Origin of the sequence: Roseobacter sp. HKCCA0434 (assembly GCF_032464675.1) — a bacterium.
Classification (GTDB): Bacteria; Pseudomonadota; Alphaproteobacteria; order Rhodobacterales; family Rhodobacteraceae; genus Pontivivens.
In genome coordinates, this window is sequence record NZ_JAWDKL010000015.1 from 82114 (window position 1) to 96493 (window position 14380).

At 67.9% G+C, this 14380-nt stretch carries 14 protein-coding genes; 12 read left to right on the forward strand and 2 right to left on the reverse strand.

Annotated features, from left to right (window positions below; all coding sequences use genetic code 11):
• The first annotated feature begins 130 nt into the window (after positions 1 to 130).
• Positions 131 to 1153, forward strand: a complete 1023-nt coding sequence (locus tag RX333_RS10905) for a hypothetical protein (RefSeq protein ID WP_316014966.1) — start codon at positions 131 to 133, stop codon at positions 1151 to 1153.
• A 176-nt stretch (positions 1154 to 1329) separates the two neighbouring features.
• Here RX333_RS10905 and RX333_RS10910 read toward each other — a convergent pair whose 3' ends face one another.
• On the reverse strand, positions 1330 to 1806 hold the full coding sequence (locus tag RX333_RS10910; protein ID WP_316014967.1) for an Lrp/AsnC family transcriptional regulator: 477 nt from the start codon (positions 1804 to 1806) through the stop codon (positions 1330 to 1332).
• A gap of 149 nt (positions 1807 to 1955) precedes the next feature.
• Here RX333_RS10910 and cysG point away from each other — a divergent pair, with 149 nt between their 5' ends.
• The 6 genes from cysG to RX333_RS10940 are packed head-to-tail and all read left to right on the forward strand — an operon-like array spanning position 1956 to position 7291.
• On the forward strand, positions 1956 to 3347 hold the full coding sequence (gene cysG, locus RX333_RS10915) for a siroheme synthase CysG (RefSeq protein ID WP_316014968.1): 1392 nt from the start codon (positions 1956 to 1958) through the stop codon (positions 3345 to 3347).
• Position 3348: 1 nt separating this feature from the next.
• Complete coding sequence (locus RX333_RS10920; RefSeq protein ID WP_316014969.1) at positions 3349 to 3660, forward strand: DUF2849 domain-containing protein; 312 nt, start codon at positions 3349 to 3351, stop codon at positions 3658 to 3660.
• Position 3661: 1 nt separating this feature from the next.
• Entirely contained in the window at positions 3662 to 5317 is a 1656-nt protein-coding gene (locus tag RX333_RS10925; RefSeq protein ID WP_316014970.1) for a nitrite/sulfite reductase, read from the forward strand.
• Positions 5307 to 6059: a phosphoadenylyl-sulfate reductase gene (locus RX333_RS10930; protein ID WP_316014971.1), complete on the forward strand. Its 753-nt coding sequence runs from the start codon at positions 5307 to 5309 to the stop codon at positions 6057 to 6059. The genes RX333_RS10925 and RX333_RS10930 overlap by 11 nt, the downstream gene beginning before the upstream one ends.
• A complete protein-coding gene (locus RX333_RS10935) occupies positions 6056 to 6457 on the forward strand; it encodes a DUF934 domain-containing protein (RefSeq protein ID WP_316014972.1) in 402 nt (133 codons plus the stop codon). Before RX333_RS10930 ends, RX333_RS10935 begins: the two co-directional genes overlap by 4 nt.
• Before the next feature lie 24 nt (positions 6458 to 6481).
• Positions 6482 to 7291: a ferredoxin--NADP reductase gene (locus RX333_RS10940; RefSeq protein ID WP_316014973.1), complete on the forward strand. Its 810-nt coding sequence runs from the start codon at positions 6482 to 6484 to the stop codon at positions 7289 to 7291.
• Between the two features lie 171 nt (positions 7292 to 7462).
• On the opposite strand, the gene pepN is transcribed toward RX333_RS10940, so the two are convergent.
• Positions 7463 to 9970: an aminopeptidase N gene (pepN, locus tag RX333_RS10945; protein WP_316014974.1), complete on the reverse strand. Its 2508-nt coding sequence runs from the start codon at positions 9968 to 9970 to the stop codon at positions 7463 to 7465.
• 137 nt (positions 9971 to 10107) lie between these two features.
• Between pepN and RX333_RS10950 the strand changes: the two genes are divergently transcribed.
• The 5 genes from RX333_RS10950 to RX333_RS10970 all read left to right on the forward strand — a co-directional run.
• Positions 10108 to 12336 carry a malate synthase G gene (locus RX333_RS10950; RefSeq protein WP_316014975.1) on the forward strand — a complete coding sequence of 743 codons (2229 nt, stop codon included), beginning with the start codon at positions 10108 to 10110 and terminating at the stop codon, positions 12334 to 12336.
• A 177-nt stretch (positions 12337 to 12513) separates the two neighbouring features.
• Positions 12514 to 12936, forward strand: a complete 423-nt coding sequence (locus RX333_RS10955) for a heme-binding protein (RefSeq protein WP_316014976.1) — start codon at positions 12514 to 12516, stop codon at positions 12934 to 12936.
• On the forward strand, positions 12933 to 13316 hold the full coding sequence (locus tag RX333_RS10960) for a RidA family protein (protein ID WP_316014977.1): 384 nt from the start codon (positions 12933 to 12935) through the stop codon (positions 13314 to 13316). The genes RX333_RS10955 and RX333_RS10960 overlap by 4 nt, the downstream gene beginning before the upstream one ends.
• Before the next feature lie 85 nt (positions 13317 to 13401).
• The gene (locus tag RX333_RS10965) at positions 13402 to 14169 is read left to right on the forward strand and encodes a gamma-glutamyl-gamma-aminobutyrate hydrolase family protein (RefSeq protein WP_316014978.1); all 768 of its coding nucleotides are present in this window, start codon (positions 13402 to 13404) and stop codon (positions 14167 to 14169) included.
• Between the two features lie 16 nt (positions 14170 to 14185).
• The coding region (locus tag RX333_RS10970; RefSeq protein ID WP_316014979.1) for a hypothetical protein at positions 14186 to 14380 on the forward strand (195 nt) is incomplete at its 3' end.

The window sequence follows — 14380 nt, forward strand, 5'->3', positions numbered from 1 at the left end:
ACCGGATGGCTGCGGGGAGTGGTGTGGCCCGCGTGACGCTCTCGTTAATTTTAATAAATTGGCAACACACTCGGCGTGAGAATGTGGCAAGACTGAAACCCCAGACCAGATCCAACGAACGAGTGCCCCCATGCGCATCATGCTTCCCACTGCTTCGACAGCCCTTCTCCTCCTGACGGCGTGCGGCGGCGGCGGGGGTGGCGGGGGCGGCGTCGATTTTGGTGCGCAGCCCAGCGAGGGGCAGAGCCTCGCGCAGGTCGCCGCGAACGAGCCGGGGAGCTTCTCCACCGCGGGCGACGCGGGCGGCATCGGACGGTCGGTGCGCTATCGCGATTTCGATCCGACGCCCGGTGCGAACCCGCCGCTCATCCGCAACAACGACGTGACGACCGACCGCCTGAACGGGATCGAGTTCACCGCCGACAGCGGCAGCGCCACGCGCGACATCTTCGTGCGCGTCGGCGGCGATCGCAGCGAATCCGCGGTGCAACTGGTCAGCGGCGTGGATCGCGACGTACGGATCGTGGACGATGCCGGTGCCAAGGTGGGCACGGTCACGCTGCGCGGCCTCGACCTTACCAGCTATGACAACGTGATCGCAGGCACCTGGTTCTACGATCCGAACGCGATCCGGATCGACAGCTATGGCGGGTTCCACGGCGGATCGCTGGCACCCGCCTCCGCGCTGACTGGCACGGCGACATTCGACGGCGCGGTCCAGGGGCGCTACCTGCGCAAGGACGACGACAGCTTGCCGCTCGATATCCGCGACGTGACCGGCGAAGTCTCGATCACCTTCGATTTCGACAGCGACCGGATCGTCGAACCCGCCAGCGCGATGTTCAACCTGCAGTTCACGGATGGCTCGGGCGACGGGCTGAACACCCTGCAGATCCTGAACGACCCCAACCAGGCCGCAACGGCGCAGAGCGGCGGCCTGGCGGCGGGCGTCCAGGGCAATAGCTTCTATGCCCAACTGCAACCCGCGCCCGGTAGCCAGGCCAATGACGGCACGGATTTCAGCACTATCGCCGAGGGCGACCTCGTCGGCCGCTTCTACGGCCCGGCAGGAGACGTCGAACTGGGCGGCGCCTTCCGGATGCGCGAACGGGGGGCACGGGAACTCTTCGTCGGCGCCATCGTCGCGCAGTAGGAGTAGGCGTTCGGACGGGGTGGCGCAGGCGCGCGACCTCGCCCGCCATCGCTCAGCGCTACCTGGAATTAACGTCTCGCGCTTCGCGCGCGATCAGCCTGCCCGAAGCGGGAATGTAGAGGCGGCAAGGCCGACGCGGCGGAAGCGTGTGCGGTCGTACAGCACCTACCGTCCGGTCACTCGGGCGCATCGGGAATCGGAAGGGCGGTCGTGCTCTTGATCTCCTCCATCGAGAGGGTGGAGGTGACGTTGTAGATCGAGACCTCCTCGATCAGCGCCCGGTAGAAATCGTCATAGGCGCGCGCGCTCTCGACCCGGACCTTTAGGATGTAGTCGATATCGCCTGCCAGCCGGTGCGCCTCCATCACCTCGGGCCGGTTCTTCACGGCGTTGAGGAACCGCTCCAGCCAGCCCGCATCATGTTCCGACGTGCGGATCAGGACGAAGAAGCAGGCCTCCAGCCCCAGCGCCTCCGGGTCGAGCAGCGTCGTCTGGCCGCGAATGACGCCACCCTCGCGCATCTTGCGGATCCGGTTCCAGACGGGGGTCTTCGACGCCCCCACCCGCCGCGCGATTTCGTCGAGCGAGAGGGCCGCGTCGGCCTGCAACTCGGTCAGGATCTTCCGGTCGATGTTGTCGAGGCGGAGCTTCATTCTGCGGGACCTCCCGATTGCGAACGCCCGTTGCAGGACGCCGGAATATTCTATTACGACGTTCTTATTTCAGAGCGGCGATACCGTCAAACTTGGAATTATGTTCTACCTGCCCACCTGAGAACCATGCCAGGGTGCAGGAGGACGCGATGCGACATTTTCCGGTGTTTCTCGACCTTTCGGGTCGGCGGGTGATCCTGTCGGGTGCGGGCGAGTGCGCGCTGGCCAAGCTGCGTCTGCTGCTCAAGACCGAGGCGAAGGTCGCCGTCTACGGCACCGATCCGCACGAGGGTGTCGCGAGGCTGGCCCGCGAGGGGCGAATCGTGCTCGTCGAGCGTCCCATCGCGGAGGGCGACGCGATCTGCGCGGCGCTGCTCTATGGCGCGAACGAGGACCCGGTCGAGGATGCGCGGGCCGTCGCCATCGGGCGGCGCGCGGGCGCTCTGACCAACATCGTCGACAATCTCGACGACAGCCAGTTCATCACACCCGCCATCGTCGATCGCGATCCGGTCACGGTGGCTATCGGGACCGAGGGCGCGGCCCCCGTGCTCGCCCGCGACATCAAGCGGCGGATCGAGGAGATGCTGCCGATCAGCCTCGGCACGCTCGCGCGGATCGGGCAGGGCTTCCGGGCGCAGGCCGCGCGCCTGCCGATGGGCCGGGTGCGCCGCGCGTTCTGGTCCGCCTTCTATTTCGAGCGGGGCCCCCGCGCACTGGCCGAGGGCGAGGAGGCCGTCCGCGACAGCTTGGATGCGTTGCTAGAAGAGACCTTGCACGCCGATGACACGCCGGGCCACGTCGCGCTGATCGGGGCGGGGCCGGGTGATGCGGAATTGCTGACCCTCAAGGCGCGCCGCCTGCTGCACGAGGCCGACGTCATCGTCACCGACCGGCTGGTCGGGGCCGGGGTGCTGGAACTGGCGCGCCGCGAGGCCGAGATCATCGAGGTCGGCAAGATCCCCGGCGCCCCCTCCTGGAAACAGCCCGATATCGACGCGCTGATCGTCGCGAAGGCACGGGAGGGACACAAGGTCGCCCGGCTGAAGGGCGGCGACACCGCGATCTTCGCCCGTCTGGACGAGGAGATCGACGCGCTCGATGCGCACGGCATCTCGTGGGAGATCGTGCCGGGCATCACCACCGCCTCCGCCGCCGCGGCGGCCCTTGGCCAGAGCCTCACGAAACGTGGACGCAACAAGTCTTTCCGCATCCTGACCGGCCACGATGTCGACGGGTTCGCCGAGCAGGACTGGCGCGACCTCGCCGCACCCGGTGCCACGGCGGCGATCTACATGGGGCGGCGCGCGGCGACCTTCCTGCGGGGTCGCCTCTTGATGCATGGCGCGCGCGAGGACCGCGCCGTCACGGCAGTCGAGAATGTCAGCCGCGCCGACCAGCGGATCCTGCCCACCACGCTGATCGACCTGCCCGACATGCTGTCGCGCGAGGGCGTCGATGGCCCGGTGATCCTGATGTACGGCCTCGCCCCGCGTGCGGCGGCGGCGGCCCTTCCCGAACTGCAAGCAGCGGAGGCCTGAGATGCCGAGAGCTTTTACCCCCAAGATCGTCACCGCGAACGACCTGATGATGGGCGACGTGATCTACCTGACCGCCGATGGCAGCTGGTCGCGCCGTCATGCCGACGCGCTGGTCGCGCAGACGCAGGAGGAGGCGGAGGAGCTGCTGGCCCAGGCCGCGGCTCAGCAGCTCAAGATCGTCGGCCCCTACCTCGCCGATGCCGTGATCGATGCGGACGGCACGCCGCAACCCGTCCATTTCCGCGAGGCGTTCCGCACGCGCGGGCCGTCCAACTACCACCTGGGCAAGCAGGCCGAAGGGCTGGAGGCGTAAGATGTACCAGTACACCGATTTCGACCGCGCGTTCGTCAACACCCGCGTCGAGGAGTTCCGCGGCCAGGTGGCGCGCCGTCTCGATGGTTCGATGACAGAGGACGAGTTCAAGCCGCTGCGACTGATGAACGGGCTCTACCTGCAACTGCACGCCTACATGCTGCGGGTCGCGATCCCCTACGGCACGCTGAACGGCGCGCAGATGCGAACGCTCGCCGACATCGCGGACAGGTGGGACAAGGGCTATGGCCATTTCACCACCCGGCAGAACATCCAGTACAACTGGCCGAAGCTGATGGACGTGCCCGACATGCTGCAGGCGCTGGCCGATGTTGGGATGCACGCGATCCAGACCAGCGGCAACACGATCCGCAACGTGACCGCCGATCATTTCGCGGGCGCCGCGGCCGACGAGATCGAGGACCCGCGCCCGACCGCCGAGCTGATCCGGCAATGGTCCACCGACCATCCCGAGTTCCAGTTCCTGCCGCGCAAGTTCAAGGTGGCCGTGACGGGCTCTCCGCATGACCGCGCGGTGGTCAAGGCGCATGATATCGGCCTGCGCATGTTGCGCGACGCGGACGGCAACCCCGGCTACGAGGTAATCGTGGGCGGGGGGCTCGGCCGCACGCCGATGGTGGGCAAGGTGCTGAATCCTTTCCTGCCCAAGGCCGATCTGCTGCCCTATCTCGAAGCGATCATGCAGGTCTACAACCTGCATGGGCGGCGCGACAACAAGTACAAGGCGCGCATCAAGATCCTCGTGCACGAGGAAAGCCTGGAGGTCATGCAAGCGCGCGTCGCCGAGGTTTTCGAGCGCATCCGGGGCGATTTCGTCGTCCCGCAGGACCTGATCGACCATATCGACGCGGGCTTCGTGCCGCCCGTCTACAAGCAGGTGGAGACCCCTCCGGTTCTCGACGGTGCGCTGCAGAGCTTCATCGACACCAACACACATGCGCACAAGAACCCGGACTACGCGATCGTCACGATCTCCCTGAAGGGGATCGGCGAGACGCCGGGCGACGCGACCTCGGCGCAGATGCGGGTGATGGCCGAATTGGCCGAGGCGTATGGCCACGACGAGTTGCGCGTCAGCCATGAGCAGAACGTCATCCTGCCGCATGTGCACCGTGCCGACCTGCCCGCGGTGTTCGCCGCGCTGAAGGATGCGGGACTTGCGACGGCGAATGTGGGACTGGTCTCGGACATTATCGCATGCCCGGGCATGGATTATTGCGCGCTCGCGACCGCGCGCTCGATCCCGGTGGCGCAAAAGCTCAGCGAGGCCTTTGCCGATCTCGACGCGCAGCGCGATATCGGGCCGCTGAAGATCAAGATCTCGGGCTGCATCAATGCCTGCGGGCACCACCATGTCGGCCATATCGGCATCCTGGGTCTCGACCGGGCGGGGGTGGAGAACTACCAGATCACGCTGGGCGGGGACGGCACCGAAACCGCGACGATCGGTGAGCGGGCGGGTCCGGGTTTCGCCTATGACGAGATCGTGCCGGCGGTGGAACGTCTGATCGGCGCCTATCTCGACCTGCGGCAGGGTCCCGAGGAGGAGTTCCTCGCGGCCTATCGCCGGGTGGGCATGGCGCCGTTCAAGGCGGCGCTCTACCCCGAAAAGGCGGAGCGGGCCGATGCGGCCTGAAGCGGATTTCGCGACCGTCGACGCGCGCGTCGAGGCGCTGAACGGGCGCTACCGGCACCATGCCGCGCGCGACGTTCTGGCCGAGGCGCTGGACGCGAAGGAGACGGGCCGCGTGGCGCTCGTCTCCTCCTTCGGGGCGGAGAGCGTGGTGCTTCTGCACATGGCGGCGATGGCGCGGCCCGACCTGCCGGTGCTGTTCATCGATACCGAGATGCTGTTCCCCGAAACGCTCGACTATCAGGTCGAGGTGGCGGACCGGTTGGGGCTGACCAACGTACAGGTGATCCGGGCGAGCACCACCCAACTGGCCCTGCACGACCCGGACGGAACCTTGCACCAGCGCGACACGGATGCGTGCTGTGCCTTGCGCAAGACCGTGCCCCTGCAGGCGGCGCTGACGCCCTATGATGCGTGGATCACGGGGCGCAAGCGCTTCCAGTCCGGTACGCGCGCGGCGCTCGACTTCTTCGAGGCGGAGGGCGACATGCGCATCAAGATCAACCCGCTGGCACACTGGGGCCCGGACGACGTGCAGGACTACCTGTGGAACAACAAGCTGCCGCGTCATCCGCTGGTGGCGAAGGGCTACCCCTCGATCGGCTGCGCGCCGTGCACGTCGAAAGTGGCAGAAGGCGAGGATCCCCGTGCAGGACGTTGGCGCGGCAAGGAAAAAGAGGAATGCGGCATCCATTTCGTAGATGGCAAGATGGTGCGCGGCCCTGTGAGGGAGACGATTGAATGAGTGTAATCGTGACCGATGCGGGGTTCGGCCCCGACACGTTCGAGGCAGGCTTCGCCGCACCTGGCGAGCAGGCGCCGGGGCAGGGCGTGGACCTGCCCAACGACGCGGATGTGGCATCTCTCTACCCCGCGATCGCCGAGGCACCGCTGATCCGCATCCCGTTCCCGTCGAGCGCGGACGGGCGCGGCTTCTCGATCGCCTCGCGGCTGCGCGATCTGGGCTATCGCGGGCGGCTGCGCGCGCAGGGGCACGTAATCGCCGAGCAATACCGCAAGGCGCGCGGATCGGGCTTCGACGAGGTTGAGATCGACGAGGCCCTCGCCGCCCGCCAGCCCGAGCCGCAGTGGACTCCCGTCCAGTCCCTACGTTACCAGAGCCTATTCCGCCGATCCGCGTGATCCAGACGGCCAAGGATATACAGCATGACCCTTCAACAACCCGTTAACGCGACGAAGAAACCGGTGATGCCGGACGCGCAGACCGTAACCGAGGTGCGCCACTGGACCGACACGCTGTTCTCGTTCCGCGTGACGCGTCCTGCGAGCCTGCGCTTCCGCTCGGGCGAATTCGTGATGATCGGCCTTCTGAAGGACGACGGAAAGCCGCTCTTGCGCGCCTATTCCATCGCGTCGCCCAGCTGGGACGAGACGCTGGAATTCTACTCGATCAAGGTGCCCGACGGCCCGCTGACCTCGAAACTGCAGAAGATTTCCGTTGGAGATCAGGTCATTGTCCGGCCCAAGCCCGTTGGCACGCTGGTCACGGATGCGCTTTTGCCGGGGAAGCGGTTGTGGATGATCGCGACGGGGACGGGGATCGCGCCGTTCGCCTCGCTGATCCGGGACCCGGACGTGTACGAGCGCTACGAGCAGGTGATCCTGACCCATACCTGCCGGACGGCGGCCGAGCTGGCCTACGGGCAGGAGCTGGTGGAGAGCATGCCCGAGGATCCGCTGGTCGGTGAGGAGGCGGCGGCGAAGCTGCATTACTTCCCGACCGTCACGCAGGAAGACTTTGTCAACAAAGGCAGAATCACGGATCTGATGCGGTCGGGCGAGCTTTGCGATGCGCTCGGCACCGGGCCGCTCGACCCGGTGAAGGACCGGGTGATGATCTGTGGATCGATGGGTCTGAACCTCGACGTGAAGGCCATCCTGGAGGAGCGGGGCTTCACCGAAGGGTCCAATTCCGCGCCGGCCGATTTCGTGCTGGAGAAGGCCTTCGTCGGCTGAAAACCGGTGTATGCGATGCGTATGCACCCCGTATGGCATGCGTATGGCGACTGAATGGCTCGGGTATTCGGGCGATTCCGCGAAACCGGAGGCACCCGGCATCGTCTGGCGGATGCCTCCGGCGGGGATTTTCGGACGAAGAAGAAGGCGGGCCCGTGTGCCGCCCTGCGATCAGCCGGCGCGCATCCGGCCGACCATTTCGGCCATGTCGCGGCTGAGCCCGTCGCGGCTCGCCAGCCGCTCCAGCTGTTCTTCGATCAGGGCCTGGCGGGCGCTGTCGTAGCGGCGCCAGGTCTCGAACACGGCGGAGGAGCGGGCGGCGACAGACGGGTTTACCGGGTCCATCCTCATCAGCCAGTCGGCCACGAGCCTGTAGCCCGCGCCGTCCGCCCGGTGGAAGGCCGCGTGGTTGGCGGCGAAGGCGGGGATCAACGCGCGGAAGCGGTTGGGCGTGCGCCAGGTGAAGTCGGGATGCTCGGCGAGCCGCCGGACGGTGTCGAGTGCGTCGCCCGGCGGGGTCGCGACGGCCTGCACGCCGAACCACTTGTCGAGCACCAGCGGGGTATCGTGCCAGCGGGCGTGGAAACTGGCGAGCGCGTCCTTTGCCGCGCCCTCGCTGACCAGAAGGCCGAGGGCGGCGAGGCTGTCGGTGAGGTTGGTGGCGTCGTCGAAGGCGGCGCGCGCGGCGGCGGGGCCGTCGTTCAGCACCCAGAGGCCAAGAAGCGCATTGGCGAGCGCGCGCCCGCCGGGTGCGTCCCCGTCGGGCGAGTAGGGTCCCGCGGGGCGGATAGCCTCCTCCAGATCTGCCAGCCGGTCGGCGAGTTTTTCCGCGAGGGCCTGCCGCAGGGCGCGGCGTTCGGTGTGGATCGCATCGGGATCGGGGGTGCGACCGCTGGCGGCGATGGCGCGGGCAAGCTCGGCCTCTCCGGGCAGGGCGAGCATCTGCGCGCGGAAGGCGGCGTCGAGCGTGTCGTCCGTCACGGTGCGGACCATGCCGTCGAGCCACGGTTCGGCGTCCTCGCCATCGACCAGCGTGGCAAGCGCGAGCGCGCGGCCCGCCTCGGCCCGGTTGAACGGGTCGGTATCGTGCGCGAGGCGGAAGGCGTCGCCGCCCGCGGGTTGTTTCAGGATCACCGGGGCGGAGAAATCGCGCAGCAGCGAGGGGACGGCACCTTCGGGCGCGGGGATGCTGAGCGTGTCCTCCGCCTCGGTCAGGGTGAAGGTACCGGAGGCGACCTCGCCCGCTTCGGTCAGCAGGCCCCAGCGGATCGGGATCGGCACCGGCTGCTTGTCGGGCTGGCCGGGGGTTGGCGGGGTGCTTTGCGCGAAGGTCAGGTGCATCTGGCCATCGCGATGTTCGTGGCGGGCGGTCAGGGTGGGAGTGCCCGCCTGCTCGTACCAGCGCAGGAAGTGCGACAGGTCGCGGCCCGTCGCGTCCTCGAAACAGGTCAGCCAGTCCTCGATCGTGCAGGCCTGGCCGTCATGCCGGTCGAAATATAGGGCGAGGGCGGCGTCGTAGCCCTCTTGCCCAATGATGGCGTGGAGCATGCGGATCAGCTCCGCCCCTTTCTCGTAGACGGTGGCGGTGTAGAAGTTGTTGATCTCCACATAGCTTTCGGGTCGCACGGGGTGGGCGAGCGGCCCGGCATCCTCGCGGAACTGTGCGGCGCGCAAGATCCGCACGTCGCCGATGCGCTTCACGGGCGCGGAGCGCATGTCGGCGGTGAAGCACTGGTCGCGATAGACGGTCAGCCCCTCCTTGAGGCTGAGCTGGAACCAGTCGCGGCAGGTGATGCGGTTGCCGGTCCAGTTATGGAAATACTCGTGGGCGATGACGCTTTCGATCCCCTCGAAATCCGCGTCGGTCGCGGTCTCGGGCGAGGCGAGCACATAGCGGGTGTTGAAGACGTTGAGGCCCTTGTTCTCCATCGCGCCGGCGTTGAAATCGTCCACCGCGACGATCTGGAACAGGTCCAGATCGTATTCGCGCCCGTATTCGCGCTCGTCCCAGGCCATCGCCTTCTTCAGGCTTTCCATCGCGTAGGCGCAGCGGTCGAGATCCTTGTGCTGGACCCAGATGCGCAGGGCGACCTCGCGGCCCGAGCGGGTGGTGAAGCTGTCGTCGAGGCTTTCGAGGTCGCCCGCGACCAGCGCGAAGAGGTAGGAGGGCTTGGGCCAGGGGTCGTGCCATTCGGCCCAGCCCTCGCCGCTGGCCGTGAGGTTGCCGTTGGACAGGAGGACCGGCAGGTCGGCCTCGATGCGGACGGTGTAGATAGCCATCACGTCGGGGCGGTCGGGGAAGAAGGTGATGCGGCGGAAGCCCTCGGCCTCGCATTGCGTGCAGTAGATGCCGTTCGAGATGTAGAGCCCTTCGAGCACGGTGTTCTTCGACGGCGCGATGCGGGTCTCGGCCTCCCAGGTGAAGGGGCCTTCGGGCAGGTCGGTGGCGGCGACGGTGAGGCCGGTCGCGTCGACCTGCGGCGTCACGGGGGTCCCGTCGATGGTGGCGGAGACCAGCTCCATGTCCAACCCGTCGAGACGCAGGTCGCCCGAGCCGCCCTCGAACGCGACCTTCGCGATCACGGTGGTCGCGTCGGGGTCGAGGCGAAAGGTCAGGTGCACCTCGCGCACGGGATGGGAAAAGGGCGCGTAGTCGGCGAGACGGGTCACGTCGGTCATCGGGGTCTCCTCGGTCTGGCGGGCAAGGTGGCGCGGTGGGGGGTGGAGTGCAATGGGGGCGAAAGCGGCGCTTGTCGCATTGCGTCCGGCGCATCGGGGGCTAGGTTGCCGCGCAACGAGACGCGAGGGAGCACGCAATGGGCGACAGGATCGAGATCGAGGGTTTGCAGGTGGCGCGCGAGATGCACGCCTTCATCGAGGAGCGGGCGCTGCCGGGCACGGGCGTCGCCTCGGACGATTTCTGGAAGGGGCTGTCGGCGCTGATCCACGAGAAGGGTCCGCGCAACCGCGAATTGCTGGCGATCCGGGAGGAGATGCAGGGCAAGATCGACGCGTGGCATGTCGAGCGGCGGGGCCAACCGCACGATCAGGGCGAATACCTCTCCTTCCTGCGCGAGATCGGCTATCTGGTCGAGGAAGGGCCGGATTTCGAGGTCGAAACCGAGAATGTTGATCCGGAGATCGCGCGGATCCCGGGGCCGCAGCTGGTCGTGCCTGTGATGAACGCGCGCTATGCGCTCAACGCGGCGAACGCGCGGTGGGGCAGCCTCTACGATGCGCTCTACGGCACGGATGCGCTGGGCGATCGGCCCGCGGGCAAGGGCTACGACCCCGAGCGGGGGAGCCGTGTGATCGAGTGGGCCAAGGGGTTCCTCGACGAGGTGGCGCCGCTGTTCTCGGGCTCCCACCGCTCGGTGGTCGGATATGTGGTGACCGAGAACGGGTTGGAGGCGCAGATCCTCAACGACGAGGACTGGCGCGGCACGCAGACGACGCAGAGCCGGGACATCCCTTCGGCGCAGGAGACGCCGAACGTGAAGCACTCGATGGCGCTGAGCGATCCGTCGCAGTTCCTCGGCTGGCGCGGCGAGCGCGATGCGCCGAGCGCCGTGCTGCTGGAGCATAACGGGCTGAAGATCGAGATCGTCATCGACCGTGACAGCGAGATCGGCGGCTCGGACCAGGCGGGGGTCGCGGACATCCTGATGGAGAGTGCGATCTCCACCATCATGGATTGCGAGGATTCGGTCGCCGCCGTCGATGCGGAGGACAAGGTGTTGGCCTGGGGCAACTGGCTGGGCCTGATGAAGGGCGATCTGGTCGAGGAGGTCACCAAGGGTGGCGAAACCTTCCAGCGGAAGATGAACGCCGACCGGACCTACACCACACCCGAGGGCGAGCTGGTCGCGAAGGGCCGCAGCCTGATGCTGGTGCGCAATGTCGGCCATCTGATGACCAATCCGGCGGTGCTCGACCGCGATGGCAACGAGGCGGGCGAGGGGCTGCTCGACGCAATGGTGACGGTGCTGTGCGCGATGCACGATCTGAGCCGCGAGGGCGGCAACTCGCTGCACGGCTCGGTCTACGTGGTGAAGCCGAAGATGCACGGCCCCGACGAGGTCGCCTTCGCCTGCGAGATATTCGATCATGTCGAGGATGCGCTGGGCCTGCCGCGCGAGACGGTGAAGCTCGGCATCATGGACGAGGAGCGGCGCACCTCGGCCAACCTCAAGGAATGCATCCGTGCGGCGAAGCGACGGGTGGCGTTCATCAATACCGGCTTCCTCGACCGCACGGGCGACGAGATCCACACCTCGATGGAGGCGGGCGCGATGCTGCGCAAGGGCGCGATGAAGGAGACGCCCTGGATCAAGGCCTACGAGGACCGCAATGTCGATATCGGCCTCGCCTGCGGCCTGAAGGGGCGCGCGCAGATCGGCAAGGGGATGTGGGCGATGCCCGACCTGATGCACGACATGCTGGAGCAGAAGATCGGCCATCCGAAGGCGGGTGCGACCTGTGCCTGGGTGCCGTCGCCCACCGCCGCGACGCTGCACGCGACGCATTACCACGAGGTCGACGTGCTGGCGCGCCAGTCGGAACTGGCCGAGGGCGGGCCGCGCGGCAGCCTGGAGGACCTGATGACCATTCCCGTCGCCGACGGTCAGAACTGGTCGGAGGACGAGGTGACTGCGGAGCTGGAGAACAACGCGCAGGGGATCCTGGGCTATGTCGTGCGCTGGGTCGATGCGGGCATCGGCTGCTCCAAGGTGCCCGACATCCACGATGTCGGTTTGATGGAGGATCGCGCGACCTGCCGGATCTCCTCGCAGCACATGGCGAACTGGCTGCATCACGGCGTGGTGTCGGAGGAGCAGGTGGACGAGGTGATGCGCCGCATGGCCGTGAAGGTGGACGAGCAGAACGCGGGCGATCCCAGCTATCAGCCGATGGCGCCGGGCTATGACGGCGTGGCCTTCGCCGCGGCGCGCGAGCTGGTGGTCGAGGGGACGGAGCAACCCTCGGGTTATACCGAGCCGGTGCTGCACAAGCGGAGGCTGGAGTTGAAGGCGCAGCGAGGCTGAGACGGAAGGCCGGCGCCCGACCTCGGGTGGGCGCCGATACATCCGAGAGAAGCGATTTATCCATCAAGCGCGAATGACCGTCGTGAAGGGATGGGACGCTGAAAAGCGCCCTCCCGGGGGGAGGTCGGGCGCTGGCCGGTTTCTGGTCGAAACCGGCCTGAGGCAGGAGACTGACTTATGACCATCACCGCAGACCAATCCCGGACCATCATCGACGCGACCCTCGCCAAGGGGCGTGAGATGGGGCTGAAGCCCCTCTCGGTCGTCGTGCTCGACGCGGGCGGGCATCCGCTCGCCTTTCACCGCGAGGACGGGGCCGCTCCGGGGCGGTTCGAGATCGCGCGGGGCAAGGCCTATGGCGCGGTCATGCTCGGCATGGGCGGGCAGGCGCAGATGGCGCGGGCCGAAGGGCAGGCCTATTTCATGGCCGCCGTGAACGGGGCCTATGGCGGCCGGACGATCCCGGTGCCGGGCGGCGTGCTGGTGCTGTCGGACGGCCGGGTGATCGGCGCGGTCGGCGTGACCGGCGACACCTCGGACAATGACGAGCAGGCCGCACTGGCCGGGATCGCCGCCGCCGGGCTGGAGGCGCAGCCGTGACGCGCCAGCACGTCAGCCAGGGGTCGGAATTCGAGCGGACCATCGGCTACAGCCGCGCAGTGCGCGACGGGCGCTGGGTGTTCGTGTCGGGCACCACGGGTTTCGACTACGAAGCGATGACCATCGCGGACGATCCCGCCCAGCAATGCGAGCAGACCATGCGCAATATCGACGCCGCCTTGCGCGCGGTGGGGGCCGAGATGGGGGACGTGGTGCGCGTGCGCTACATCCTGCCGGATCGCGAGGACTTCCCCGCCTGTTGGCCGGTGCTCCAGCACTGGCTGGGCGACGTGTCCCCGGCGGCCACGATGATCGAGGCGGGGCTCTACGATCCGCGCATGAAGGTCGAGATCGAGGTGACGGCGCGCGTGCGCCGCTGAACGGACCGTTTCCGGGCGGGTGTCTCGACGGCGACGGCGGGGCGGGGTATGGTCGCGCCATCCCACCCCGCTCGCAGGAGAGATCATGCCCGGCACCGACACGCCCGTCATCGGCATCATCGGCAACCATCACCTCATCAACGACCAGTACGAGGTGCAGGCTGTCGGCCGCATGAACATCGAGGCGGTGCGCGACGTCTGCGCGGCGATTCCGGTCATCCTGCCCGCCGATCCCGACCTGATGTCGGTCGAGCAGGCGCTGGCGGTCTGCGACGGCTTCGTCTTTCCCGGCGGGCGGCCCAACGTGCATCCGTCCGAATACGGGCACGAGGAGACGCCCGCGCACGGCACCTTCGACCGACCGCGCGACGCGCTGAGCCTCGCCCTGATCCGCGAGGCGGTGGCGCGCGGGGTGCCGGTGCTGGGGTTGTGCCGGGGCTTCCAGGAGATCGCGGTCGCCTTCGGCTCGACGCTGCATCCCGAGATCCGCGACATTCCCGGACGGTTGAACCACCGGATGCCGCCCGACGGCTCGATCGAGGAGAAGTTCGCCCTGCGCCACTGGGTGACGCTGACGCCAGGCGGGCCGTTCGCGCGGCTGTTCGGCGCGACGGAAGTGCATACCAACACGCTGCACGGGCAGGGGATCGAGGAGGCGGGGCCGCGCGTCGTCGTCGACGGGCGCGCGCCCGATGGTACGGCGGAGGCGATCCATATCGAGGGCGCGCCCGGCTTCGCGATGGCGGTGCAGTGGCACCCGGAATACCGCGCGGCGGAGGACCCCGTGTCGCGGCCGCTGTTCGAGGCGTTCGGGGCCGCGGCCCGCGCCGGTCGCCTGGCCCGCGCCGCCTGATCTTCGGAGACATTCGATGGCAAGACGCAAGCGGCCCGCGCCGCTGCCGGGCTGGCTCGTGCCGGTGCTGGCGCTGACGCTCCTGACGGTGGCGATCGCGGCGATATGGCTGGAGGCGGTGCCGGTGCGGCCGGGCGAGGCGGCGCTGTGGCGCGGCGCACTGGCGGGGCCGGTGCTGCCGCTCGACGCGGCGCCCTTGCCGGGGCTGGCC

Coding starts and splice junctions, on each gene's coding strand:
- RX333_RS10920 (WP_316014969.1), top strand. CDS start 3,349: ATGCCGAGAGCTTTTACCCCCAAGATCGTCACCGCGAACGACCTGATG.
- RX333_RS10955 (WP_316014976.1), top strand. CDS start 12,514: ATGACCATCACCGCAGACCAATCCCGGACCATCATCGACGCGACCCTC.
- RX333_RS10965 (WP_316014978.1), top strand. CDS start 13,402: ATGCCCGGCACCGACACGCCCGTCATCGGCATCATCGGCAACCATCAC.
- RX333_RS10940 (WP_316014973.1), top strand. CDS start 6,482: ATGACCCTTCAACAACCCGTTAACGCGACGAAGAAACCGGTGATGCCG.
- RX333_RS10935 (WP_316014972.1), top strand. CDS start 6,056: ATGAGTGTAATCGTGACCGATGCGGGGTTCGGCCCCGACACGTTCGAG.
- RX333_RS10930 (WP_316014971.1), top strand. CDS start 5,307: ATGCGGCCTGAAGCGGATTTCGCGACCGTCGACGCGCGCGTCGAGGCG.
- cysG (WP_316014968.1), top strand. CDS start 1,956: ATGCGACATTTTCCGGTGTTTCTCGACCTTTCGGGTCGGCGGGTGATC.
- RX333_RS10950 (WP_316014975.1), top strand. CDS start 10,108: ATGGGCGACAGGATCGAGATCGAGGGTTTGCAGGTGGCGCGCGAGATG.
- RX333_RS10905 (WP_316014966.1), top strand. CDS start 131: ATGCGCATCATGCTTCCCACTGCTTCGACAGCCCTTCTCCTCCTGACG.
- RX333_RS10925 (WP_316014970.1), top strand. CDS start 3,662: ATGTACCAGTACACCGATTTCGACCGCGCGTTCGTCAACACCCGCGTC.
- pepN (WP_316014974.1), bottom strand. CDS start 9,970: ATGACCGACGTGACCCGTCTCGCCGACTACGCGCCCTTTTCCCATCCC.
- RX333_RS10910 (WP_316014967.1), bottom strand. CDS start 1,806: ATGAAGCTCCGCCTCGACAACATCGACCGGAAGATCCTGACCGAGTTG.